Origin of the sequence: Thermoactinomyces sp. FSL K6-2592, from assembly GCF_038006465.1 — a bacterium.
Classification (GTDB): Bacteria; Bacillota; Bacilli; order Thermoactinomycetales; family Thermoactinomycetaceae; genus Thermoactinomyces; species Thermoactinomyces vulgaris.
In genome coordinates this window covers 700751-724478 of the sequence record NZ_JBBOVH010000001.1, presented here as the reverse complement: position 1 = coordinate 724478, position 23728 = coordinate 700751, and the positions used below count along the sequence as shown (strand labels likewise).

Genomic DNA, 23728 nt, shown 5'->3' with positions numbered 1-23728 from the left:
GTTAGCAAAATGTGAGCAAATAAGCCCCCTTCTCCTCTCGAAGCCCCATAAAATCAAGACTTATAGACGTTTGGGAATGTAACCACCAGTTACATGATCACCGTTTCCGCCTTTCTTCCGCTGTACCGGCGTTTGAACATGAATCCGCTGATTCTGCCGGGGATCACTGTGATGTCGGTCAGTTTGACCAATATGGTGCCATGGGGCGGACCGACTGCCCGTGCAGCCGCCGCATTGGGCGTGGACGCCGGCGATGTGTTCGTCCCTTTGATTCCTTCCATGATCGGCGGGGCCGTTTGGATCCTCTTCACCGCATTTTGGTTGGGACGGCGGGAAAGAAAACGGCTGGGAGTGATTCCCCTGGATGAACAGAGCATCCAAAACCTGCAAAAAGAAGCCTCCCCTGAAGGGGACGCTTCCTTGAAACGCCCGAAACTGCTTTGGGCCAACACCATCTTGACCGCTCTTTTGCTCATCGGCCTGATCAAAGGCATCATGCCGCTGCCGGTGTTGTTTATGCTCGCTTTTTCCCTTGCCGTCATGATCAACTATCCCAATCCCGAACAACAAAAAAAGCGGATCGCATCCCATGCCGGAAACGCCCTTGCCGTCGTCTCCCTGGTTTTTGCCGCCGGCATTTTCACCGGGATCCTCTCAGGCACCAAAATGGTGGACGCCATGGCTTCCAGCCTGATCTCCATCATTCCGGACTCCTGGGGACCGGCCTTTCATCTCATCATCGCGGTAACCAGCATCCCATTCACCTTTTTCATGTCCAATGATGCTTACTATTTCGGCGTGGTTCCCATTTTGGCTGAAGCTGCCGCTTCCTACGGTTATACTGCCGTCGAGATCGCCCGGGCATCGTTGCTGGGACAGCCGGTCCATTTGTTAAGCCCGCTCGTGCCTGCCACTTACCTGCTGGTGGGAATGTCGAAAGTCGACTTCGGGGAATTCCAGCGCTTTACAATCCTTTGGGCCACCGGCACCGCAATGGCTGTGATCATCACGGCTCTGGCCACCAAAGTCATCTTTTGAGCCGGGGACCGGGACGGCCGGCCTCTACAGACGGATCTGGTATTTTTTCAGCTTTTTGTAGAGGGTCACCCGGGATATCCTTAATTTTCTGGCAGCTTGGGATTTGTTGCCGGCCGTCTCTTTTAATGCCTGTTCAATCAACTGTTTCTCCATGTGATCTTTTTCACCGGACAAGCTGCGGGGGTTTTCCGCACCACGCTCCGAAAAAGACGGGGCATCCGGATGTTGAAAAAAGCTGACCAAATCTTCTTTTTGGATCACCGGTTTTTCCGACAGGATCACGACCCGTTCCATCAGATTGCGCAGTTCCCGCACATTTCCCGGCCATGGATGCTGAAGCAAAACCGGCATGGCATCCGGCTGGATTTCGGGAACCGGCACTTGATACCGGCTGGCAAATTGCTCCAAAAAATATTGCGCCAACAGGGGGATATCCTCCACCCGCTCTCTTAAGGGAGGCATGGTCAGCTGAATGACGTTTAACCGGTAATACAAATCGGAACGGAATTTTTTTTCTTCCATCAGCTTGTTAAGATCCTGATTGGTCGCGGCGATAAACCGGACATCCACTTTTCTCCCCTTGGAATCCCCGATGCGGTAAAGGACTTGCTCTTGCAACACCCGGAGCAACTTCACCTGCATCTCCAACGGAAGCTCTCCCACTTCATCCAAAAACAGGGTGCCGCCGTGGGCCATTTCAATTTTTCCGGGTTTTCCTTTTTTCTGTGCCCCGGTGAAGGAACCGCCTTCATACCCGAACAATTCACTTTCAAACAAAGCGTGTGGAATCGCCCCGCAATTCACGGGGATAAACGGCCCTTTTCTCCGTGCGCTGGCTTCGTGGATGGCCCGGGCGCAAATTTCTTTCCCGGTTCCGCTTTCCCCCAGAATCAATGTGGTTGCGTCCGCTTTGGCACTTTTATTGGCAATTGCGATCGTTTTTCGGAGGGCTTTGCTTTTTCCGATCAATTTGGAAAAGGGAAGGATCTCCTGATCCGTGTGAACGCGTTGCCTCAATTCCTGCAGCTCCCGGGATGTCGTGATCAGGTTTTCATTCAATTTCACCAACTGGGTGATGTCACGTTCGACCGACACCGCTCCAATCAATTCCCTGTTCCCGTCAAAAATGGGGCTGGTATTGATGACAACATGTTTGTCATGGCGAGGGCGATGATATTTATTTTTCACTTTTTTCTTTGTTTTCAGGACCTTCAAAACCATTAAATCGTCATGGAAAAAGAAATCCGTGATTTTTTTGCCCAGGATCTCCTCTTTTTTAATGTTGTAAGTCTCTTCCGCCGCTTCATTCCAAAAAATCACATTCATCTTTTTATCCACAATCGTAATCGCATCATCTTCCGTCGACAACACCGCCTGCAAATAAAAGTGATGAGGATTCGTCACTTTCCCCGCCCCTTTCGGCTCAATGTGGATGAATCCGACTGTAAACAGGTGTTAACCCTGTTTACAATATTGTTAATAATATTTTACACATTAACAAGATTATCAGCAAATGAAATCGCTTCCAGACAAATGAAAACAACATGATTAAACCGGTTTCATTTTGTTGGCACATTCCTTGCATAGAAAAAGGGCAAAGCATTTTTTCTTGAGTCATTGATTCATTTTTAAAATCATTGATCTTTTAAAGGAGGTTTTCTCATGGTTGTCCCTTACAAACATGAACCTTTTACCGATTTCAAGGATCCGGCTAATCGCGAGGCATTTGAAAAAGCTTTGCAAAAAGTCCGCAGTGAACTCGGAAAAGAATATCCGCTGGTCATCAACGGCGAACGGATTTACACCGAAGATAAATTGGTTTCCGTCAACCCCGCCAACAAAGATCAAGTGATCGGAAAGGTTTCAAAAGCAACCAAAAAACACATTGACCAGGCATTTGAAGCAGCGAACGAAGCCTTTAAAACGTGGCGGAAAATGTCCCCGGAAGCCCGCGCCAACGTGCTCTTTAAGGCCGCTGCCATCACCCGTCGCAGAAAGCATGAAATTTCCGCATGGCTCGTCTACGATGCCGGAAAACCCTGGGATCAAGCCGATGCGGATACGGCCGAAGGCATTGACTTTTTGGAATACTACGGAAGACAAATGCTGGAAATTGCCAAAGGGGAAAAAGTAAACAGCCGTCCCATTGAACAAAACACCTTGTTTTACCAGCCGATGGGACCGGGCGTCACGATTCCGCCGTGGAACTTCGCCTTTGCCATTGTATGCGGAACGACCGTCGCCCCCATCGTTGCCGGAAACCCGGTTCTGATGAAACCGTCGGAAAACACCCCCGTCGTCGCTTACAAAGTCGTGGAAATTTTGGAAGAAGCCGGTCTCCCCAAAGGCGTGCTCAACTTTGTCCCGGGAGATCCCGCGGAAATCGGGGACTATCTGGTTGACCATAAAGACACACACTTCATCAACTTTACCGGTTCCAGAGCCACCGGTGTCCGCATCTATGAACGCGCTGCCAAGGTGCAGGAAGGTCAGACCCACCTGAAACGGGTGATTGCGGAAATGGGAGGCAAGGACACGATCATCGTGGACAAAGATGCAGACTTGGAATTGGCTGCAGATGCCATCGTCTATTCTGCCTTCGGATTCTCCGGACAAAAATGTTCCGCCTGCTCCCGGGTCGTGGTTCATGAGGATGTTTACGACGAAGTGATCGAAAAAACGGTTCAGCGCACCAAAGCGTTGACAGTGGGAAATCCGGCGGAAGAAGATGTGTACATGGGTGCCGTGATCAATCAAAAACAATTTGACAAAATCAAAAGCTACATTGAAATCGGCAAAACCGAAGGAACCCTTGTCTACGGCGGACAAACGGATGATTCCAAAGGATATTTCGTCCACCCGACAATCTTCAAAGATGTGGATCCCAAAGCCCGCATCATGCAGGAAGAAATTTTCGGCCCGGTGGTTGCGTTCACCAAAGCCCGTGATTTTGATGAAATGCTGGAAATCGCAAACAACACGGAATACGGTTTGACCGGAGCCGTGATTTCGAATAACCGGGAACATCTGGAACGGGCAAGATATGAATTCCATGTCGGAAACCTTTACTTTAACAGAGGATGCACCGCGGCCATTGTCGGTTATCAGCCTTTCGGCGGATTCAAAATGTCCGGTACCGATTCCAAAGCAGGAGGCCCTGACCACCTGAAATTATTCATGGAAGCAAAAACGGTTTCCGAAACGTATTGATCGCAGATCGGAAACAGATGAAAGGGATGGGGGCTGTGCAGAAATTGTTGCGTAATTTTTTCATCCGTTTATCTACCAATAAATTTTTAAACCAAAGCGCCCGGAAATGGGGATTTCGCTTGGGGGCCGAACGGTTTGTGGCCGGCACGGACATTGAAAGCGTCACACGCACCATCAAAAAGATGAATCAACAAGGCATCAGCTGTACGGTAGATAACCTGGGGGAATTTGTCTTTCACAAAGAAGAATCCATCCAAGCCAAAAACCAAATCATCGCGATGCTCAATAAAATCAATGAAGAAAATCTGGATTGCCATGTCTCGGTCAAATTGACCCAGTTGGGGCTGGACATCGATCAGGACTTTTGCATTGGAAACATGAAAGAGATCCTGGACATCGCCGCCCGATACGACATTTTCATCAACATTGACATGGAAGACTACATTCACTTCCAACCGACCATCGACGTTTTAAAAACATTGCTGAAAGACTATAACAATGTGGGAACCGTGATCCAAAGCTATTTGCGATGCGCGGAAGAAGTGACGGATGAACTCCGGGATGTCCGCCTCCGGATCGTCAAAGGAGCGTATAAAGAAAGTCCGGATGTCGCCTTTCAATCCAAAGAGGATATTGACCGGAACTTTTTGAAACTGGCCAAGAAAAGACTGACCGGACCGGCTTTCACTTCCATTGCCACGCATGATCACCGGATCATCGGCGAACTGAAAAAGTTCGTCGCCGAAAACGGGATCCCGACGGACCGGTTTGAGTTTCAAATGCTCTATGGATTCCGGCAAGAGATGCAATATGATTTGGCCAAAGAGGGATACCGGATGACCACTTACATGCCCTTTGGCCATGACTGGTTCGGCTATTACATGCGCCGGTTGGCCGAACGCCCGCAAAATCTGAATCTGATCTTCAAAGACGTTTTCAACCGGAAATCCTCCTGAGCCGAAAAGGCGGCGTCACCAGCAGATGGGTGACACCGCCTTCTTCTTTGCCATCCGTTCAGGTTTGCCGGTATGCCACTTGCCCGTTGACAATGGTCATTCGCGTCTTCGTCTTTCCCCACTCCCCGGGATCTGTGGCAAACAAATCCTGGTCATAAACCGTCATATCTGCATAATAACCAACCTGCAGGCGTCCCCGCTCTTTTTCCTCCCCGGCTGCATAAGCACTACCTTTAGAAAATAAGGCTAAAGCTTCGGTCAAGCTCAGTTTCTGCCGGGGGAAATAGCCCGGATGATCTTCTTCCGGTGACCGCCGGGTGACCGCCGCATGAAGTCCCCACACGGGATGAAGCGGCTCGATCGGCGCATCGCTTCCGCCTGCCAGGTGAACACCGGATTGAAGCAATGTTTTCCAGGCATAAGCACACGCCATCAAATCTTCTTCGACGCGGTCCAACACCCAGGGAAAATCGCTGGCCACAAACCGGGGCTGGATGTCCACAGCCACCGGCATGGTTTTCAGTTTCGAAATGAGATCCGGCCGCAAAAATTGTCCGTGAATGAGCCGATGGCGAAGCGTGTGGCCTGTTTTGCCGGGAACCACCGGACAGGACTGCATGGCCTTCAACACATATTCGGCGGCTTGATCGCCAATGGCGTGAGCTGCCACCGGCATCCGTTGTTCCGCTGCCGTTTGCGTCAACCGGATCAATTCTCCCGGTTCGTGAATCAAAAGCCCGTAATGATCCGGTTCATCCCGGTACGGTCTGGAAAGAAGTGCCGTCTTTCCTCCCAACGATCCGTCCGCAAAAATTTTCATCGCCCCGATCCGGAACCACTCGTCCCCATCCCCGGCATTCCACGAACTTTCTTTCAGCTCTTCCAAATAAGGATGATAAATTAATTGATGAGTCCGCAACCACACGCCTTCTTCCCTAAGCTCCCGGTATATCCGGATCAACTCGGACAAACTTTCGACATAACGCAGATCTTCGGTATGGACGGCGGTCAACCCGCAAGCCAACGCCTCTTGCATCGCCAGGCGGATGGTTTCCTTTTTTTCCGTGTAATCCGGTTTCGGTTGGACATCATAAAAAAACCGGGTGGCATTTTCATAAACCCGTCCGTTCAACCGTCCCTTTTCATCCCGTCCCCATTTTCCCTGCTCCGGATCTTTTTCCCCTTCCCGGATTCCGGCCATTTGGTAAGCCAGGCGGTTGACCAGACCGGCATGATGGCAGATGCGGATCAGAAAAAGGGGATGATCCCCGCTTGCTTCATCCAGCTCTTCCAATGTCGGGATTTCGCCTTGCATTTGATTTTCATCCCATCCCATTCCCAAGATCCATTGCCGCGGTTTTAACGACCCGGCCCGGGTACGGATGGCTTGCAACAGTTCTTCTTTGGAACGGCAGAAACTCACATCCATCCACCGCCTTTTTTGCCCGACCCCCGACAAATGCACATGGCTGTCGGCCAGTCCCGGATAAATGTAGCCGCCTTCCAGATCCACCTTCTTCACATCCGGACGCCCGTACTCCAGAAGAATGGAATCATTTTCGCCGATGGCCGCAATCCGCCCGTCCCGCACCACCACGGCTTCCACAGAGGAAGCGCCGGTAGCCGGACGAATGTGTCCATGGTGAAAAATCACCGTCCCTTTCATCTTTCTTCTCCCCCGTTTCATGAATGGAACATGCTTACTCCCATCATAGCGTCTGAATATTCGGCCGTAAAGAACCGGGACACGCGCTGGAAATATTTTGAGGTATAAAAAGAATGCATGTTCGCATATAATGAGAACAAATCCGATCGTTTGTTCGCGTTTTGAGGGGAGGTAAAAGCATGGAAAAAGTGATCTTTCTCGTTGACATGCAATCCTTTTATGCAAATATCGAAAAATCACTTCATCCCGAATGGCGCAACCGCCCGGTGGTTGTCTCCGGCGATCCCAAACGGCGCCACGGCGTGATCTTGGCCGCTTGTCCCCTTGCCAAAAAATATGGCATTCAAAATGCCGACACGTTGCAAGAAGCGCAAAAACGTTGCCCGGATCTGGTTGTCGCCCGTCCCCGCATGGGTTTGTATCTGGAATTTTCCCTGCGCATCACAGAAATTCTGGAGCGTTTCAGCGATTTGGTCGAACCTTACTCCGTGGATGAACAGTTTATCTCAATCCACGGAAGTGAAAAGCTGTTCGGCCCTCCCGAAACCATTGCCCGCAAGATCCAAAAGACCATCCAGGATGAACTTCACCTGTATGCCCGGATCGGGATCGGACCGAACAAGGTGCTCAGCAAAATGGCCTGCGACAATTTTGCCAAGAAAAACAAGGAAGGCATTTATTGGCTGGATCGAAAAAAATTGAAAACCGATTTATGGCCCCTGCCGGTGCAAAACATGTTCGGGGTGGGCAAACGGATGGGGCATCACCTGAACAAGATGGGGATTCGCACCATCGGGGATCTCGCCCGCTTTCCGCTGAAACGCCTGCAAAAACGGTGGGGGATCCCCGGGCAAGTATTGTGGATGACCGCCAACGGACATGATTTGTCCCCGGTTTCTCCCGACACCTTCGAACACCAAAAAGCGATCGGCCATCAGATGACCTTGCCCCGCGATTACCGGACCGCCGAAGAAATCCGGGTCGTCCTGTTGGAACTGTGTGAAGAGGTCTGCCGCCGGACCCGGTGTCACCATCTTCTCGGCCAAACGGTCAGCGTCGGATGCCGGGGGGGAGATTTTCAAAATCCGTCGGGATTTCACCGCCAATGCAAACTCCCGGAAGCAACCAATCAGACCATGGAAGTTTTTCAATCGGCCTGGCAACTGTTTTTGCGTTTTTGGGAAGGACAGCCGATCCGTTCGCTGGGGGTCAGCTTAAGCCGGTTCCAAACCGATCAAGCCCTGCAACTCAGCCTTTTCGAAGACCGGAACAAAAAAACGGAGCTCGGCTATGTGATGGACGAAATCAAGGAACGCTTCGGCCCGACAGCCATCTTGCGCGCCGTCTCCCTGACGCATGCCGGGCAAGCGCTCAGCCGGGCACAAAAGATTGGAGGTCATGATCGATGAGCTCTGTATTAAACCGCAAAAATCTCCTTTGGGAAGGAAGCCGCATGTTTCTGCCTGAGCATCGCGAAGCCTTGTTGGCCCGGCGAAAAAAGCAAGAAGAATGGAGCCCGCCTGAACTGGCGGAAGACGCGCTCGAAGAAATCAACCAAATTCTTCTGGAGGCATTGCACGGCGATTTCCCTGTCCTGGTCCGCTATGTGAAAAACCGGCGCCCCTGTCAACTGTGCGGATTTGTCGAAAAACTGAATCCGCAGGAGCGCCGGATGAAAATAGCCAATGGCCGCTATGAGGAGATCATCCCTTTTTCCGCCATTTACAGCGTCCAAAAAGTATCCGGTCACCCGTGATGGCTCGTTGCATAACGGGCAGCGGGCCGCCGCCAAAATCTGGCCACCGCCAAAGTCAACAGGACCGCGGCGCCAAAGCGGATCAACAGCAAATATTGGACCGGGATTCCCAAAGGAATAAAAATGACGGTATCTTCAATCACGGCATGACAAGCGGCCAGGAAAATGATGATGAGCGTAATGTCCCGTTTTGACAAATTGTGTTCCTGTGCTTGCTGGATAATCAATCCGGCCCCGAGAAACAAACCAGCCAGCAAACCGCTTGCCATGGTGATGGAACCTTCTTTGGCAATGCCGAACGGCTTTAAGAAGGGAAAAATCCAAACCGCAATCTTGTCCAACACTTTTAAATCTTTCAGCGCCTGCAAAAACAACGTCAACGGAATCAAAATGGCGGCAAATTGAAGAACCCCCGTCGCGGCGGTCCAAAACGCCGATCCGATGATTTCATCCCATCCGGAATAAACCGTTTCCCCGCCAGAAGCCAAATTCACAGAGGCTTTGCTGTTTCCGCCCGGCCAGAACAGATGGATCAAAATCCCCGATAAAGCGGCAAGCCCCCCGCGCACCGCCAGAGGCACCCAAACCGCCACCCCCACTTTCCGGCACAGGGCCGATTCAATGAACATATTGTGGGAAAAACTCAACATCACCGCCAATATAAACACTTGTTTCACCGTCAGATCCAACGCTCCGATCGCTCCCAGAGCGGCATACAGATTCAGCACATTTCCAAGCACCAACGGAATGGCCGCTTCCCCGTTCAATCCGAACAAGGACATAAACGGAGCAAGGAGGTTGGCAAACCACGCCAAAAGTGAAGTATGTTTGGCGATATGCACAAAAAAAGCAATCGGAAAAACCACTTTCGCCAGCTCCAAAGAAGTTTTCCAACCGGACTGAAGTCCCTGTTTCCAATAAATCTTCTGCACAAACGTCCCCTTCTTTCTCTTTTTGCTCTTCCGCTATACAAATCTGTCTCCTGTGTAAACGGAGGATCTCCGCCATTTAAAAAATCCCCCGGATTTCACGGCTGTCCCTTCTGCCGCCGTTGCCATTTTTTCTCCCGGCCCGCTTCTTTTCATTCCGTCTGGTGCCGGTGAAACAACCGGATCCGTCCCCAAGCTTTCCGCTGTCCGGGAATCCAACCGATCAACCCCATAATAAAAACACGCTCTGATAATCTGCTTTTCTACCACATCATAAAATAATTCTCCCAAAACCTTCAATAAAGACAACCGGAGGATCGAAACAAAATGACTGAGTCCGAAACTCCACGGAGCGTGGATGACGTTTCAGCAGCCCCGGGAGATATAATAAAACCCGGGGTGAGGCAATGGATCAAGCAAGAAAAAACACTCCGGCAATTTTTCCAAAACAGGCGCCCATTTTTGATTGGCAACCAACCTGCATCCCGGACGCCGACTGCAGGAATTTTGCAACCAACCCAAAATCGGGCGATGAATATAAGATAAATATAAAAAGATGGAGGCAAGAATATGGATGCTGATAAAATCGGCAAGTTGATTGCCAGACTGCGCAAAGAAAAAAACCTGACCCAAAAAAATATTGCCGATGCGTTAGGGGTGCAAAGCAAAACCGTTTCAAAATGGGAATGCGGAGCCGGATGTCCGGATTTGTCCCTGTGGCCGAAATTGTCCGCCGTTTTGGGTGCGGATATCGCACAAATGATGGAAGGGGAAATCATTCCCAACCGACCGGACGCCGGGAATATGGACAAAGTACGCTTTTATGTTTGTCCAAGCTGCGGAAATATGTTGGTCAGCACCGGAAATGCCTCTGTCTTCTGCTGCGGCAGAAAGCTGGAACGGCTCCGGCCTGCGAAAGCCCTTCACGAAACAGAAATCAAGGCAGAAGAAACGGACACGGATTACTTCTTTACGTTGGACCACCCGATGACCAAAGAACACTATCTTTCTTTTGCCGCCTTGGTCAAAAGCGACAAAGTTTACCTGAACCGGTTATACCCCGAGCAAGACCCTTCTTTCCGGTTCCCGGCCGTCAAAGGCGCGAAATTGTATGTCCATTGTGTCAAGCATGGTTTGATGATGTATTCCGGCAAATATTAATCCCGCCCTGAATCCTTCGGCAATCAAGCGGCCGCCGCACAAGGAGTCCTGCTCCTTGCCCGGCGGCCTTTCTTTCACATCGTCCGGGCAAGCGGAAGGGAACGTTTGCTGCCCGTTGCTTCGCCGCTTAACACCGGACGGATCCGAATGCCATCCACTTTTCCATCCCATGTGGAAACCAGGGTATCTGTTTTCTCTTGTGTCCATCCCCGGAGAATCAACCCGATAAACGTGTGTTCTTCCGCCGGAAGCAAAGCCAGGGACGAAGCTTCTTCAGGGAAAGACGGCGGAAGCATGGATTCGGAAATCTGTCCGCATACTTTGAGCAACAAAAACCGGGTGGGAAACAAATCATCCCCGGAGAGCATCCATGGCTCGTTTGCCGGAAGGGGGTTTTGTTCCGCAAAGCCGTTTGTGTTCAGCAAGTCTTCCACCACTGCGCTGGCTGTCGGTTTCTGTCCCGCACCTTGTCCGACCAATGTCAAATCCTGAACATAATCGCCTTCGACCGTCACGGCATTATAAACATCCCGGACCGAGGCCAACGGATGTTCCTTGGGCACCAGCGTCGGAAAAACCAAACCGGAAACCGGGCCGTTCTCGCCAAATTTTTCGGCCTGTGCCAACAATTTGACCGAATACCCCAATCTCTCTGCCAATTGAAGCTCTCCCGGAAGCATATCGGTAATTCCTTGATAAAAAATGTCCGAAACGGATACCTGCGCCTGAAAAGCAAGCCGCATCAAAATCGTCAATTTATAGACCGCATCCAATCCTTCCACATCGGAGGAAGGATCGCTTTCCGCATACCCTTTTTCCTGGGCTTTTTTTAAAACCTCCGCAAACGAACAACCTTTTTCTTGCATTTGGGTCAGAATATAATTGGTCGTTCCGTTTAAAATGCCTTGGATCCGGTCGATGCGGTTGGCCTTCAGAAAATGGCGGAGGGTGCTGATGACCGGAATGCCTCCCCCGACACTGGCTTCATACCGCAATTGGACTTTGCATTGTTTGGCCAGCTGTTCCAATTCCATGCCGTGTTTGGCGATCAGCTCTTTGTTGGCGGTCACCACATGGCATCCTTTTTTTATCGCCTGTTTGATATACGAATAAGCCGGTTCCACTCCCCCCATCACTTCCACCAACACATCCGTCTCTTCGGTCAGAACCTGGGAAAAATCCGTGGTGATCCGTGCATCCGTGATTTCCAGATCCCGCTTTTTCCCGGGATCTTTCACTAAAATGGCATGGACTTGATACCACTTCCCGGTTTTGCGGGCAATCACATCCTGGTTTTCCTTGAGCATTTTCCACACTCCGCTTCCCACGGTTCCCAAACCGAGCAACGCAACATTCACTTTTTCCATTGTTCCACCTCTGCCTCCCAAAATAAAAACCCCCTTCCATAAAGATAAGAAGAGGGTTGAGATCCGAAGAACGTTCTTCTTATCTTTCAGCGGTTTCAACCGCTGCAGGAATTGGCACCATCCGGTGATTGGCTGATCACCGAGGTTGCCGGGCTTCATCGGGCCAGTCCCTCCGCCACTCTGGATAAGAATGAATCTGCTTTGTATTCAATTCAAAAAATATTTCTGTATATTATGAAGTTCAACTCCTTCTTTGTCAAGGGCCGCTCTTTTAAATAATAAGGTTTTTCAAGATGCCGAGCCGCTCGACTTCCAGTTCCACCACGTCCCCCGGTTCCAAATAGCGGTGCACATCAGTGCCCAATTCCAGGATGCAGCCGGTTCCGACCGTCCCGGAGCCGATCACGTCGCCCGGGAAAAGCTCACAATCCCGCGAAGCCCGCTCGATCATCCGGGCAAAACTCCAGTAAAGCGATTTTACATTTCCCGATGAAACCTCTTTGCCGTTGATTCTGGCCCGCATCTTTAAATCCCAGTGCTCACCGGACCGGCGGTCTTCCAATTCATCCGGCGTCACCAGATAAGGACCCATCGAGGTGGCGAAATCTTTCCCTTTGGCCGGCCCCAACCCGACCGCCATTTCTTTTCGTTGCTCATCCCTTGCACTCCAGTCATTTAAAATCGTAAAGCCGGCAATATATTCCAACGCCCGTTCGTGCGGAATGTTTTTTCCTTTCTTTTTGATGACACAGGCCACTTCCAGTTCAAAGTCAAGCTCGTTGGTGTATTCCGGCTTCTTGACCCGTGACTCGTGCCCGACAATTGACCGATGATTCGAAAAATAAAAAACAGGAATTTCATACCACTCCGGCACCATGGGAAGTCCCCGCTTATGGCGGCAGGTCTTGACATGCTGCTCAAACGCATAAAAATCGCGAAAACTGTTCGGCACAGGAACCGGCGCAAACAGCCTGGCTTCCTTCAGGCGGATCGCAACGGGCTCCCCTTCGATCTGCAAAGTCCCGATGTCCTCCTGCGCAAGCTGCCTTTCCATCTCTCTGAGGGCGTTGAATTCCGCATCCCCTCTGGCCAGACATTGCCCCATCTCCGTTGCGATTTCATGAGAAAAAACCAAACGTTTTTCAATTTCCAGCCATCTTTGGGCAAGTCCCACATCGATGATCCATGCCCCTGACACCAGTCCCAGGCGGGCACCGGCAATCTCTTCCGTCTGGATGTTCAATTCATCGGCTTTGACGCAATACGTGACCAGTTTCAAAAGCAGATCCCCCTTTATATAAAAGAAACAGACTTTGTAGCTGCTCCATGTTAGCTATAAAGTCTGCATCATCTTTGCCTGGATTCGAAGCGTCTCGTGAACAATCCGCTCTCCCGCATTCGGCGACATCAGCCCGGTAAACCGTTCGACCATGCGATCTCTTTTATAATCCGGCGAAAAAAACTTTTCCAATTGCAACCGGATCGTCTGCGGTCTGGTGATCATGGCCACACGATGGTGCAACAAATATTGTTGATTGGCTTTTTCCTGTCCCGGTAAAGCTTCAAACAAAAACATCGGCAATTTTTTGGCAATGGCCTCGCTGATGGTCAATCCGCCGGGTTTGGTGACCAACAAGTCGGCAGCCGCCATCCTCAGCGGGATGTCGCAACGAAAGGGTTCAATCCGGATGTGTGGTTGATTCACTTTCTTTTGAAGCCGGTGATACAACTGGTTGTTTTTCCCGGTCAACACAACAAATTGCATGGAACGGAGAAGCCGGATTTCATCCACCAACTGCTCCAGCGGTCCGAGACCGGTGCCTCCGCCCATGATCAACACCACCGGTTCGTCGCTTTTTAAATTCAATTGTCGGCGCGCTTCTTCCTTCGGTATTTCTTCATAAAAAGCTTCATTGACCGGTATGCCTGTTTCATGGATTTCAAGCCCTGTTGTCCACTGAATTTGTTCCAACTGGCATTGATTCAGCAAACGCTTGGGCACAAAAAGCGCATGCGGCAACCGCATCAGCCAGATGGGATGCAATTCATAATCGGTAATCACTCCGACGGCCGGAACTTCCTCCCATTGGGTCGGACACAAAAGCAACGCAAAAGGATGGGTGGAAACTATTCGTGTCGGTTGCACTTGTTCAAAGAGTTGCGCCATTTTCTTCCGAATGGACCATCCCATCTTTTCAATGAGTTCGCTTGAGACATAACGAAACATTTTATTGTGATGAGTCCAGTCATATAAATAATGATAAAGGGTTGGAAACTTGTTCAACATTCCGTGATATCCAGATTGCAACAGGGGATGGAAGGTGCCAGGGATCAAATCCAGTAAATCAACCACCTCCGCTGTTACTGCAGGCATTTTTTCAAATTGACACTTCAGTGCCTTGGCGGCAGCATTATGTCCGGTACCGAAGCCCATGGTCAGCAGTAATATGCGTTCGATGGCGCTTCCCTCCTTTGCAAACCCGTTAACCCCTATATACTGTTCCCAAAACTGCCCGGATTTAAATCCGTAATCTCGCAATGAAACCAAACACGCAAAGTGCAGCAACCACTCGGACAACTCTTTGGATGCCGTGCTGCGGGCCGTTTCCCCCGTTTCCTTTCGCCTTCGGCACGATCCGTCCGACACCTCCGGCTCTTCCCATTGAACAAAAACGGCTTGGCTACTTCCATCTTTACGTCATCCGGATGGCGAATATGCTTTCCCGCCCGATGAAGGATGTCCCGTTGAACCAGTCTTCATCCTCCCGCTTCTCCCTCACTTCAGGGAAGCGGAAAAAATGACACAGGGCCGCTGTATCTCTATATTCTACACTTTTTTGAAACAGGGAGCAAAAACACGGATGCTATTTAAAAAAGACGTGTTCACCAATGCGCATTTTCTTGCTGTTCGACGCTTTTTTCTCCATCCATTCGGAGGTGGCGATTTCCGGATTGTAATAATAAACGGCTCCTTGTGTCGGATCCTCCCCTTGGATCGCCATTTCCACCGCTCTTACCGCCTTGGCGTCCGGCTCCAGTTGAATTTGTCCGTCACTGACCGCCGTAAAAGCATTTTTCTGATAAATCACTCCACGGATGCTGTCCGGGAAAGCCGCATGTTCCGTCCGGTTTAAAATCACCGCGGCCACGGCCACCTGCCCCTTGAACGATTCTCCGCGGGCTTCTCCGTAAACCGCTTTGGCCAACAGCCTTTTTTCCGAAGGCGTGACATCAAATCTTTTTTTCCCCGGCCCATCGCCGGCCATTTTTCCTTTTATTTCATTTTTACCGGGTTGCGCGGTGTTGCCCGTTTCTTTCTTTTGCATGGATTTCCCGGCCAAGCGAACCGGCTTGGTTTTCCGGGCATCTTGTTTCACATGGGAAACAGCGATCCCCTCGCTCAACGCTTCTTGATTCCTCTCTTTCCATAAGCGGATATATTCTCTGTCATCCACTGCTGCGGATGTTTTCTTCAATATTTTCCGGTCTGCCATTTTTGCATGTCCTTGATGGGCGGTTTTATACAAAACAATCACAGCCATGGCAAGAATTGCAATGGCCGCCGCCAGATTTTTCGCTGTCTTCATTCAATCCCCTCCCCTTTTTGACCGGGCAGAGCTACACAATCGCTATTGTAGGAGAAGGGATTTTACGACTCAATAGTGATTTATTGGGAATCAAAAGACACAAAAAAAGACACAGCGTTTTTGCTGTGTCTTTTTACCGGGATTAACCGCGAGCGGCGAGGTAACGTTTGTTTACTTCTTCCCAATTAACAACGTTCCAGAACGCTTCAATGTATTCCGGACGTTTGTTTTGGTATTTGAGATAGTAAGCGTGCTCCCAAACATCCAAGCCCAGGATCGGGGTCGCCCCTTCCATCAACGGGCTGTCTTGGTTCGGCGTGCTGGTGACGGCCAACTTGCCGTCTTTCACAACCAGCCATGCCCAGCCGCTTCCAAAACGACCTTTGGCTGCATTGGAGAATTCTTCTTTAAAGGCATCGAAGCTTCCAAATTCGGCATTAATGGCTTCTGCCACTTCACCCGTCGGGGCGCCTCCTCCGTTCGGGCTCAAAATTTGCCAGAACAAGCTGTGGTTTGCATGTCCGCCTCCGTTGTTGCGGACAGCGGTGCGGATGCTTTCCGGCAAAGCATTCAAGTCCGAAATCAATTCTTCCACGCTTTTGGCACCAACATCGTGCCCTTCCAGCGCAGCGTTCAAATTGTTGACATAGGTCGCATGATGGCGGTCATGGTGAATTTCCATGGTGGTTGCATCAATATGCGGTTCCAAAGCGTCTTTTGCATATGGCAGTGGCGGCAATTCGTATTTGGCCATGGTTTTTAACCTCCTATGTAATGAAAATGAATGGCTTTTTGGGACATTGGAAACAAAACCAACATCTATATTTATTATGCTTGAAATTTAAGTATTTAGTCAACCGATACGTTGAAGGAGAGGAATGAAATGCGTAATGTCCTCCAAAACATAATCCGCCCCCAGCTCTTCAAACTTCGCCCGGGCTGCTTTCCCGGTGAGACCGGTCAAAGTTGCGGCAAAATCACAGCCCATTTTCCGGGCCGCAAGCAAATCGGCCACCGAATCGCCCACAATCAAAATCTCTTTTCCGTTTTCAAACGGCAACGGATGGTCCAGACAATCGCTGATGTCTGCCTCCCTCCCCAAGTAAGCCCGGACATAGGTAAATGGCTCGGGCTTTCCGAGCGGGGCGCGATGGGGATATGCTTTTTCCGCTTCCATCACATCACTTGCCGTGGCAATATGGTTCTCATCCAGCAAGGGGAACCAGCCGAACGAGCGGAAAGGGACTTCCGTTTCCAAAAAGGAGCGCCCGGTTCCGATTCCGGCTTGGATTCCCTTTTCTTTTAACGTTGTCAGCAATTGCCTGACCTTTTCCGGTTCGGCAAGGGGAATTTCATTTTCAAGAAATCCTTTTTTCCCTTTTTGTCTCGCCGGTTTGCCCTCTGTTTCCTCAAATCTTTGATCACCCAAATACCATTCCTGATAAACCGAGTAAGCCAATTTCCACAAGGAAGAATTCCGGGAAAACGCATCCACCGCGAAACCAAACCATTCATAAGCCAGTTCATTGAAATAAATCAACAATTGATGTTTGTCCAGGTTTTCTTTCCCGTCAAACAGAGAGATAAAGCCGGAAAACCGCAGTTGAAAGCCGTTTGCCTCGTTTTGGATCGCTTGGAGCACCTCCGCCGTCACCGGTTCACTCAATAATTGTTTTACCCTCTCCGGTTTTTCTTCATACAATGCCTTCAAAAAGAGCATCAGCTGTCCCGAAAAGACGAGGTAAACCATATCCCAGTTGGAATTGAGCCCCTTTTGTTTCATCCAGTCCAAAACTTGATCGTTTACAAAAACCTCTTTCCGGATCCGGCGGATCTGCTCTTCGGAAGGCCGGACCACATGTTTTTGGTCATCCAGCCCCAGATATTGCGGCGAATGGAGCAATTCCCACACGGACAGCGCCGAAGCGTCAAAACATCTTTCTTCACTTAAAAACACACCATCCACATCAAATAAAACCGTTTTATACAATCGGAACACCCCTTTTGAGAAAAACATCACATTCTGCCTTTCGCCTCATTGTAATAAAGCACTCCTTGTCTCGCAAGAAAGGAATCTTCTTCTTTTTGCGACTTTGAATGAAATCTCTTGCGCAACATCCTGAAATGCGACTCTCTTCTTCACAAATCATTTAACATCCATTATTATCTAAATAGACAGAAAAAACAAATTTACTGGCGAGGAGGCATGCCGATTGCGTTTTTTCAAATGGTCCTCTCTTTTGATCACGACCATTGCCTTCACACTCATTTTTTCATTTTGGCCGACGGTTTCTGATGCAGCTTCCTTCGGTTACAAAATAGAAGTCAACAAAGCCACCAACCGCCTCTATCTGTATCAAGGCAATCAATTGAAAAAAGTATATCCGGTGGCTACCGGGCGTCAGCCGGGGTTGACCCCGGAAGGCACGTTTCCCGTGGTCATCAAAATCAACAAACCCGGCTGGAAAGGCATCCCGGGAGGAGATCCGAAAAACCCGCTGGGCGAACGCTGGCTGGGTCTCCGCGTGAACGGGGACCAGGGCAGAACTTACGGCATCCACGGCACCAATCAACCCGGGTCGATCGGGAAATATGTTTCCAACGGCTGCATCCGCATGCGGAACCAGGACGTCATCGAATTATCGAAGCTGGTTCCGACAGGTACACCGGTTTGGATTCACAGCGGCAAAAGCAATCAAAAACCACAAGGGAAACAGAACGGACAACCCGTTTTACAAACCGCCACCATTACGGGCAACCACGTTCATATCCGGACCGCCCCTTCCCTCAGCGCCGCGATCATCGGAAAATTAAACAAAGGCGCCCGTCTTTCGGCCACGGGAAAAACGAAGGATTGGGTGCAAGTGAAACTGGCGGACGGACGCACTGCTTATGTCCATCAAAACTATATCCGGGTGCAAGGGAACACTGGCGGAAATCAACATTCAATCCGTGTCGGTGTCTTTTTGGCCAATATCCGGTCTCAGCCTTCTTTGTCGGCAACCATTCTTCAACGCGTTCCCAAAGGAATGGTCTTGACCGCCATCGGGAAAGAAGGGCATTTTTACAAACTGCGCCTGAAAGATGGATCGATCGCATACATTCACGAAATTTGCATCGGCCGGTAAACGGATGTGTCATGCCTCTGACGAGGCATTTTTTCTGCGCGAAATTCAAATAATGGTAAAATTCCTCCTGCTCTCTCCCCCAATTTTTCCGGTATAGTTAATTTCAGTTGATGATTCGCAAGCAAGGAGGGGGAAACGATTGCATGATCCGATCGGGCTTCATTCCGGTTAAACTCCTGCTGCTTTCACAATAACATGTAGGAGGGAAAAGAAGCGTTGAAACATATAAAATGGATTTTCTCATCCATTTTGGCCATCGTTCTGGTCTTCGGTTTTTACTTTGGAACCGCAGGCGCTGCGGCCAATTACCAAATCGAGGTCAATAAATCCACGAACACACTCTATTTATATAAAGACGGTACCTTGGAAAAAACATACCGGGTGGCGACCGGCCGCACGAAAGAATTGACTCCCGAAGGAACATTCACCATGGTGGTCAAGATCAACAAACCCGGCTGGAAAAACATCCCGGGAGGAGACCCGAAGAACCCGTTGGGAGATAAATGGATGGGAATCAGTGTCAATGAAGACAATGGACGTACTTACGGCATTCACGGGACCAATCAACCGGAAAGCATCGGAAGCCACGCTTCGAGCGGATGTGTACGGATGAAAAATGAAGATGTGAATGAATTGTACAAAATCGTCCCTGAAGGCACCCCCGTGTGGATTCACAGCGGAAAATCGACGGGGAAATGGGCCGGAGATCCTTCCTTTGCCGTTCAACCGACAAGCGGCCAATTGAAAGTGACGGTCAACCTGGCCAATATCCGGACAGGCCCTTCACTGGGAGCCTTTGTCATGGAACAGGCTGAAACAGGGACGGTTCTGGAAATGACCGGCTTTGTCAAGGATTGGTATCAAATCAAAACACCGGGCGGCAAAACCGGGTTTATCCATTCATCTACCGTGACGAAAAACACCGGTTCTTCCAATCAGAATAACTTTACCGATGCCACCGGTTCCATCAAAGTCACCGGTTCCGTGACCAACATCCGGTCCAATCCGTCTTTGTCCGCTCCGATTGTGCAAAAAGTAAACAAAGGCACCCAACTTGTGCTGACCGGAGAAAATGCGGAATGGTACCGGGTCCGGTTATCCAGCGGTTACACCGCATACGTCCATAAAAGTGTCGCCGAAAAAACAGAAGCCAAAACACCCGATGCCCAAACGATCAAAGTAACGGTCTTTCTTGCCAACATTCGTAATTCCCCTTCAGAAAATGCAACCATTATCATGCGAGTGGCTCAAGGAACGGAACTGAAAAAAATCGGAAACAACGGTGATTGGCACATCATCCAATTAAAAGACGGGCGCACCGGATTTATACATCACAGTGTTGCCCAATAAAAAGGAAGGAGAAACATTGGTTTCTCCTTCCTTTTTTTATCAAACAGTCAACATCCGGTTCAACGCGACCTTGGACCAATGTTTGGTTTCCTCATCCACTTTGATGACATGAATCGGGTTTCCCTCCAGGATACTTTCCAGCGCCCATAATAAATGGGGGCGGTCAATCCGGTTCATGGTCAGACAGGGACACATCGTCGTGCTTAGCAGTTCAATATGCTTGTCGGGATATTCCTGGGCCAGCCGTTGCACCAAATTGACTTCGGTGCCGATGGCCCAGCGGCTTCCGGCCGGCGCTTCTTCGATCACTTTGATGATATAGCTGGTCGAACCGGAATCATCGGCCAATTGCACCACATCAAAAGAACATTCCGGATGGACGATCACTTTCATTTCCGGATCCCGCTTGCGAATGCGGTGCACTTGTTCAGGAGTGAACTTTTGATGCACGGAACAATATCCTTTCCATAAGATCATGCGCACCCGATCCAACGGCCCTTTTTGCTCCTCAAACTTTCCGTCTGCAGGATTCCAAACCACCATTTCTTCCAAGGGAATGCCCAATTGATCATAAGCGGTGTTGCGCCCCAGGTGTTGATCGGGGAGGAAAAACACGCGCTTCTTTTGGCGGAATGCCCAGTCTAACACCTGCTTCGCATTGGAAGACGTACAGGTGGTTCCGCCGTGCTTTCCGACAAAAGCCTTGATCGCAGCCGTGGAATTGACATAAGTGACCGGAATCACCGTGTCTTGAAATGTTTCCTGCAAAACTTCCCAAGCTTCTTCCACTTCTTCAATGTCCGCCATATCCGCCATGGAACAACCGGCGCGCAGGTCCGGCAAAATCACGGTTTGCCCCGGGGACGCCAACGTATCGGCCGTCTCAGCCATAAAATGCACCCCGCAAAACACGATATATTTGGCGTTCTTCTGCTTCGCTCCCGTCTTGGCCAATTGCAAGGAATCCCCGCGGAAATCGGCATATTGAATCACATCATCCCGCTGGTAGTGATGGCCGAGGATCACCAAATCGTCCCCCAGTGCTTTTTTTGCCTTTTGAATCCGTTCGTCCAGCTCCTGCCCGGACATGGAACGGTAAACCTCCGGCAAATCTTGATCCAAGTAATTCAACATGGTATCCATCATCGAGATGCCTCCTCCCCAAAATCCAAACTGATATCAAGAGCGGAAACCGAATGCGTCAGCCAACCGAGCGATACCGCATCCACCCCGGTCTCCGCAATCGGGCGGATCGTTTCCGGTGTGATCCCTCCGGATGCCTCGGTCCATACCCGGCCGTCGATCAAACGAACGGCTTCCCGCAGTGTGTCAAGATCCATATTGTCCAGCAAAATCGCATCCACATCATGCTTTAAAATTTCTTTCACTTGTTCCAAGGTATCCGCTTCCACTTCAATTTTCACCATGTGCCCGACATGTTTGCGGGCCCGTTCAATCGCCGTCGCCAGACTCCCCGCCATCGCAATGTGATTGTCTTTAATCATCACGCCGTGGCTTAATCCAAACCGGTGATTGGTGCCGCCGCCGACACGGACGGCATACTTCTCCAACTGCCGCAACCCCGGTGTCGTTTTCCTTGTGTCCAACACCTGGCACGAAAGCCCTTCCAACCGGTCCACCAACTGCCGGGTCATCGTGGCAATGCCTGACATCCGTTGCAAAAGGTTCAGCGCTACCCTTTCCCCCGTCAAGATGGCTCGGGTCGGTCCGGTGATCCGGGCAATCGCCGTTCCTTTTTTCACCCGGTCCCCTTCCCGGACCAGCCATTCCCACTTTATTTCGGGATCCAACTCCCGGTACACGGCTTCCGCCACCGGCAAACCGGCAATCACCCCGTCTTGCTTGGCAATAAACAAACAAGAACTTTGATGATCCGCCGGCACCAGCGCTTCCGTCGTGAGATCGCCGGCACCGATGTCTTCGTTCAATACTTCACGAATCCATTGCTTTAATGCTATCCAATTCACGATGAAATCCCCCCTTGGATCACTTTGTGTTTTTCCGCCCATTCAGGAATGGTTTGCGGGAAATCACGACGGTAATGCCCCCCTCTGCTCTCCTCGCGCCATCGTGCAGCTTTCATCACCAATTGTGCAGTCGTTAACATATTTCTCAACTCAAACATCCCCGGCAGAACGCGTCCCGAATCCTGCAACCGTTTCAGCTTGGAAAGCCCTTCAGCCAATCCTTCCGATGTGCGGACAATGCCTGCGTGATCCCACATGATCTGCCGGATTTCCTTTTTGATTTTTTCTTCCGTTTGTTTATCTTGGCACAAACGAGGAAATTGCGAAGGAAGTTGCATCGTTGTGGGCTGCTCTTCATAAGACGACAGCTTTTCCGCCACCCGTTGCGCAAAAACCGTTCCTTCCAGCAAAGAATTGCTCGCCAGACGGTTGGCACCGTGGACACCCGTGCAAGCCACTTCCCCACATGCAAACAGCCGCGGGAGGGAAGTCCGTCCATAAGAATCGGTTTTGATTCCTCCCATGATAAAGTGCGCGGCCGGCCGGACGGGAATCCATTCACGTTCCGGATCAATCCCGGCTTTGCGGCATTTCTTGTAAATGGCAGGAAACCGGTGGGCAAATTTCCCTTTCAAATGTCTTGCATCCAAATACACTTGGTTCCCTTGCTGCATTTCGGTGTAGATGGCCCTGGACACCACATCCCGGGGAGCCAGATCTTTTAATTCGTGATACCGTTCCATGAACCGGTCTCCCGATTCCGTCACCAAAACGGCGCCTTCGCCCCGCACGGCTTCCGAAATGAGAAACATCGGGTTTTGATCGACGGCCAGTGCAGTCGGATGAAACTGAATAAACTCCATGTCTGTCAATTGCACGTTGGCACGATGTGCCATTGCAAAACCGTCACCGGTGGTCACCAGGTCATTGGTCGTATACTTAAAGACCTGACCGCATCCTCCCGTCGCCAAGACCACCCCTTTCCGTGCCAGATAACACGTCGGCTCCCGACCGGTATCCAGTGCAATCACTCCGCGGCAAGTTTCGTTTTCCACCAACAAATCGGCCACCATTGTATGCGTTTGCATATGAATGGATTTTCGCCGCTTGGCTTGCCGCAGTAAGGTGGAAGTGATCCCGGCTCCGGTTGAATCCCCGTGCACCCGCAAAATCCGGGAAGCCGAGTGGGCACCTTCTTTGGCCAGCAAATAGGTATTCCCCTTTTTATCAAAAGGCGTTCCCCAATCTGCCAGCAACCGGATCGTGTCGGGAGCCATCTTAACCATCAAACGCACGGTATCCTCATCACACAAATCCACTCCCGCCCGCAGTGTGTCCTGCCAATGCAGGTTGGGAGAGTCTGCAACGCCGACGGCCGCGGCAATCCCGCCTTGGGCCCGGTAAGAATTGCTCTCATCTTCACATGCTTTGGTCAAAACCTTCACTTCTCCGGTTTCGGATAAGAAAAGCGCTGTCATTAAACCGGAAATCCCGCTCCCTACGACAATATAATCGGTAGTGACTTGTCTCATCATGATAAGGTCCTTTCAAAAAACGTTAACAATTTGTTCATATTCATTTTCTCAATAACG

Annotated in this window: 18 protein-coding genes, 2 pseudogenes and 1 riboswitch; of the genes and pseudogenes, 8 read left to right on the top strand and 12 right to left on the bottom strand. The window is 50.4% G+C overall.

The annotated features are described in order from the left end of the window. Positions 1–72 precede the first annotated feature (72 nt). A pseudogene (locus NYE37_RS03760) lies at positions 73–1038 on the top strand (CitMHS family transporter); the annotation flags it as partial. Between the two features lie 24 nt (positions 1039–1062). On the opposite strand, the gene NYE37_RS03755 reads toward NYE37_RS03760, so the two are convergent. Continuing rightward, positions 1063–2442: a sigma-54 interaction domain-containing protein gene (locus NYE37_RS03755; RefSeq protein WP_049720503.1), complete on the bottom strand. Its 1380-nt coding sequence runs from the start codon at positions 2440–2442 to the stop codon at positions 1063–1065. A 258-nt stretch (positions 2443–2700) separates the two neighbouring features. Here NYE37_RS03755 and pruA point away from each other — a divergent pair, with 258 nt between their 5' ends. Next, positions 2701–4248 carry an L-glutamate gamma-semialdehyde dehydrogenase gene (pruA, locus tag NYE37_RS03750; protein ID WP_049720504.1) on the top strand — a complete coding sequence of 516 codons (1548 nt, stop codon included), beginning with the start codon at positions 2701–2703 and terminating at the stop codon, positions 4246–4248. A gap of 35 nt (positions 4249–4283) precedes the next feature. Further along, the gene (locus NYE37_RS03745) at positions 4284–5204 is read left to right on the top strand and encodes a proline dehydrogenase family protein (RefSeq protein WP_121874244.1); all 921 of its coding nucleotides are present in this window, start codon (positions 4284–4286) and stop codon (positions 5202–5204) included. Between the two features lie 58 nt (positions 5205–5262). On the opposite strand, the gene NYE37_RS03740 is transcribed toward NYE37_RS03745, so the two are convergent. Next, positions 5263–6870 (bottom strand): amidohydrolase, encoded by a 1608-nt coding sequence (locus NYE37_RS03740; protein WP_340711775.1) that lies wholly within the window; start codon positions 6868–6870, stop codon positions 5263–5265. A gap of 179 nt (positions 6871–7049) precedes the next feature. Between NYE37_RS03740 and NYE37_RS03735 the strand changes: the two genes are divergently transcribed. Next, positions 7050–8279 (top strand): DNA polymerase IV, encoded by a 1230-nt coding sequence (locus NYE37_RS03735; RefSeq protein ID WP_037995860.1) that lies wholly within the window; start codon positions 7050–7052, stop codon positions 8277–8279. Beyond that, positions 8276–8626 (top strand): YolD-like family protein, encoded by a 351-nt coding sequence (locus NYE37_RS03730; protein WP_037995863.1) that lies wholly within the window; start codon positions 8276–8278, stop codon positions 8624–8626. Before NYE37_RS03735 ends, NYE37_RS03730 begins: the two co-directional genes overlap by 4 nt. Here the strand turns inward: NYE37_RS03730 and NYE37_RS03725 are convergent. Continuing rightward, positions 8617–9558: a nucleoside recognition domain-containing protein gene (locus NYE37_RS03725; protein ID WP_049720505.1), complete on the bottom strand. Its 942-nt coding sequence runs from the start codon at positions 9556–9558 to the stop codon at positions 8617–8619. The two genes, NYE37_RS03730 and NYE37_RS03725, sit on opposite strands and share 10 nt — an antisense overlap. Before the next feature lie 567 nt (positions 9559–10125). On the opposite strand from NYE37_RS03725, the gene NYE37_RS03720 reads away from it, so the two are divergent. Then, positions 10126–10716 (top strand): helix-turn-helix domain-containing protein, encoded by a 591-nt coding sequence (locus tag NYE37_RS03720; RefSeq protein WP_037995870.1) that lies wholly within the window; start codon positions 10126–10128, stop codon positions 10714–10716. A 74-nt stretch (positions 10717–10790) separates the two neighbouring features. Here NYE37_RS03720 and NYE37_RS03715 read toward each other — a convergent pair whose 3' ends face one another. The 6 genes and pseudogenes from NYE37_RS03715 to NYE37_RS03690 form a co-directional block, all read right to left on the bottom strand. Beyond that, positions 10791–12083 (bottom strand): homoserine dehydrogenase, encoded by a 1293-nt coding sequence (locus NYE37_RS03715; RefSeq protein WP_062843082.1) that lies wholly within the window; start codon positions 12081–12083, stop codon positions 10791–10793. Between the two features lie 76 nt (positions 12084–12159). Beyond that, a riboswitch (SAM riboswitch) is annotated at positions 12160–12274 on the bottom strand. An 80-nt stretch (positions 12275–12354) separates the two neighbouring features. Further along, positions 12355–13068 (bottom strand): annotated as a pseudogene (locus NYE37_RS03710) (fumarylacetoacetate hydrolase family protein); the annotation flags it as partial. Positions 13069–13416: 348 nt separating this feature from the next. Further along, a complete protein-coding gene (locus NYE37_RS03705; protein ID WP_049720508.1) occupies positions 13417–14730 on the bottom strand; it encodes an MGDG synthase family glycosyltransferase in 1314 nt (437 codons plus the stop codon). Positions 14731–14947: 217 nt separating this feature from the next. Then, positions 14948–15670 carry a cell wall hydrolase gene (locus NYE37_RS03700; protein WP_052186718.1) on the bottom strand — a complete coding sequence of 241 codons (723 nt, stop codon included), beginning with the start codon at positions 15668–15670 and terminating at the stop codon, positions 14948–14950. 142 nt (positions 15671–15812) lie between these two features. Further along, on the bottom strand, positions 15813–16424 hold the full coding sequence (locus tag NYE37_RS03695) for a superoxide dismutase (RefSeq protein WP_037995878.1): 612 nt from the start codon (positions 16422–16424) through the stop codon (positions 15813–15815). Between the two features lie 99 nt (positions 16425–16523). Beyond that, entirely contained in the window at positions 16524–17660 is a 1137-nt protein-coding gene (locus NYE37_RS03690) for an HAD family hydrolase (RefSeq protein ID WP_049720527.1), read from the bottom strand. 223 nt (positions 17661–17883) lie between these two features. Between NYE37_RS03690 and NYE37_RS03685 the strand changes: the two genes are divergently transcribed. Both NYE37_RS03685 and NYE37_RS03680 read left to right on the top strand, forming a co-directional pair. Further along, the gene (locus NYE37_RS03685) at positions 17884–18798 is read left to right on the top strand and encodes a L,D-transpeptidase family protein (protein WP_049720510.1); all 915 of its coding nucleotides are present in this window, start codon (positions 17884–17886) and stop codon (positions 18796–18798) included. A gap of 216 nt (positions 18799–19014) precedes the next feature. After that, the gene (locus NYE37_RS03680; RefSeq protein ID WP_049720511.1) at positions 19015–20148 is read left to right on the top strand and encodes an SH3 domain-containing protein; all 1134 of its coding nucleotides are present in this window, start codon (positions 19015–19017) and stop codon (positions 20146–20148) included. Between the two features lie 39 nt (positions 20149–20187). On the opposite strand, the gene nadA is transcribed toward NYE37_RS03680, so the two are convergent. Genes nadA through NYE37_RS03665 form a run of 3 tightly spaced genes read right to left on the bottom strand, consistent with a single transcriptional unit; the run spans position 20188 to position 23668 of the window. Continuing rightward, positions 20188–21300: a quinolinate synthase NadA gene (gene nadA / locus NYE37_RS03675; RefSeq protein WP_049720512.1), complete on the bottom strand. Its 1113-nt coding sequence runs from the start codon at positions 21298–21300 to the stop codon at positions 20188–20190. Beyond that, on the bottom strand, positions 21291–22178 hold the full coding sequence (nadC, locus tag NYE37_RS03670) for a carboxylating nicotinate-nucleotide diphosphorylase (RefSeq protein ID WP_062843080.1): 888 nt from the start codon (positions 22176–22178) through the stop codon (positions 21291–21293). Before nadC ends, nadA begins: the two co-directional genes overlap by 10 nt. Further along, positions 22133–23668: an L-aspartate oxidase gene (locus tag NYE37_RS03665; RefSeq protein WP_049720528.1), complete on the bottom strand. Its 1536-nt coding sequence runs from the start codon at positions 23666–23668 to the stop codon at positions 22133–22135. Before NYE37_RS03665 ends, nadC begins: the two co-directional genes overlap by 46 nt. Positions 23669–23728: the final 60 nt, after the last annotated feature.